The sequence below is a fragment of the Acidaminobacter sp. JC074 genome (genome assembly GCF_022496765.1).
Lineage (GTDB): Bacteria > Bacillota > Clostridia > Peptostreptococcales > Acidaminobacteraceae > JABXKX01.
Genome location: NZ_VANV01000065.1, coordinates 1 through 1,604, shown reverse-complemented (window position 1 = coordinate 1,604; position 1,604 = coordinate 1). Strand labels below are relative to the sequence as shown.

Annotated in this window: 1 protein-coding gene; it reads right to left on the bottom strand. The window is 36.2% G+C overall.

The genetic code is table 11. The features are described 5' to 3' along the window. Positions 1 to 142: 142 nt before the first annotated feature. The coding region (locus EZV73_RS28210) for a DDE-type integrase/transposase/recombinase (RefSeq protein WP_330637294.1) at positions 143 to 1,604 on the bottom strand (1,462 nt) is incomplete at its 5' end.

The window sequence follows — 1,604 nt, the reverse complement described above, 5'->3', positions numbered from 1 at the left end:
GGTAGTGGAAAGTAATCTATGAAAAAAGTAGGGATCGATGGATAAGCAGATTTTAATCTTTTCAGTCATCGTTTTTGAAATATATACACAAAAATAGCCACTCTAGCGCCTACAGTGGTAGTTAAATCTATGAAATTGGATATTAGGTTGTTTGAGCTTGAAGCTCGAGTATTTTAGCTTGAGACATTTCRAGAAGCTTCAGCCATTTGTTTGGCATTAGTTCTATGTTGTCAAGTTCAGGTACAGAGTTTAAAGTACGAGAATTGATGTGTGATTCAGGTCTTAGAAAGTTATAGTACGTAACGAATAGTACTAAACTAGTATCGCCTCCATCAAGAGTCATGTAGCCAGTAGTAGTTCTGTAGTGGTATTTGAAAGTACGATTGAGCCTTTCAATCATCTGTTTCATCCATCTAAACTCTTTGGCAACTTCATCGTCTTCGTTGGTTAATCCGATGACTTGATGCAGAATGAATTCTTTTTTATCTTTTTCTTTGAATTCACTCCATGCTAGTTTGTAAGCAGGATAGCCGTCTGATACGAATTTAAGGATGTTTTGAGGAAAGAMTTTGTATTTATMAAAGGCGGACCTCATAGCCATGATACATGCGCCTGTTGCACGAGTTTTGGAGAGTTTATAGGATAAAATAGACCTACTGCACACATCCATGATAAACCAGATGTAACCTTTGACACCTTTCACTTTGACATATGTTTCATCTGCAGCTAGATGATTTGAAGGATTATAATCAAAGGTATCTACGAATGGTTTCAAAACAGCTGCAGCAGCTCGAGCATAGTTTTGYACGTGGGTATGTGAAATAGAAACCCCATGTATCTCACGAAGGGCTTTGGCAGTGTTTCTGGATGATAGATTACAATTAACTGCGTAAGTTAAAACAAGCGCCAGTATATGAGGTGAAAACTTTCTGAAGGAGAAATTAYATGCTCCTTTGGGTAATGAATGTAGATCCATCTTGAAAAAATCAGTAGTAAACTCACGGTATCGATACTTGAGATTGAATCGCTCCGGATGCAGTTTGTATTCATCTAATTTGTCTTTTGGGATGTTAGCTTTGTTTTGTAAATAGAAGGTACATTTGCGATTAGTGCAAACATGAACATTGTGGTCTTTGCGTTCCTTCTGGCGATCTAGTTGTCGATTGCAGTAAGGACATTTAAAGATTTTCATCTWAAATTCTTTGCGTACGATATCGAAAGTATGGCCACAGACTTTGCATAGTAATTGTCCGCGTCCGCCATTGTTATCGTACATGTATTTACTTGGGGCATCACATCTAGGACACCTATGTTTTTTAGGAATGTTCTTACCATTTCTACGATTGACCGGTTTAAGTTCCTTACCGGTTTTGGATTTATGTTCTTTAAGTAAAAGCTTGTGATCTAGCTTTTCTATTTCAATGATAATAGGTACTTTATCAATAGTTGTTTGGGAATAAGGTGCTTTAGTCTCATCCTTAATATCAGGCAACTTGATGTTCATAGCAATAAAGACGAGTAAAGAATAAATAATTTGATATAAAGATTGGATTAATTTAGTTAAATCTAGTATAATTTTAGGCATAGCAAACTCCGTGTTTTTT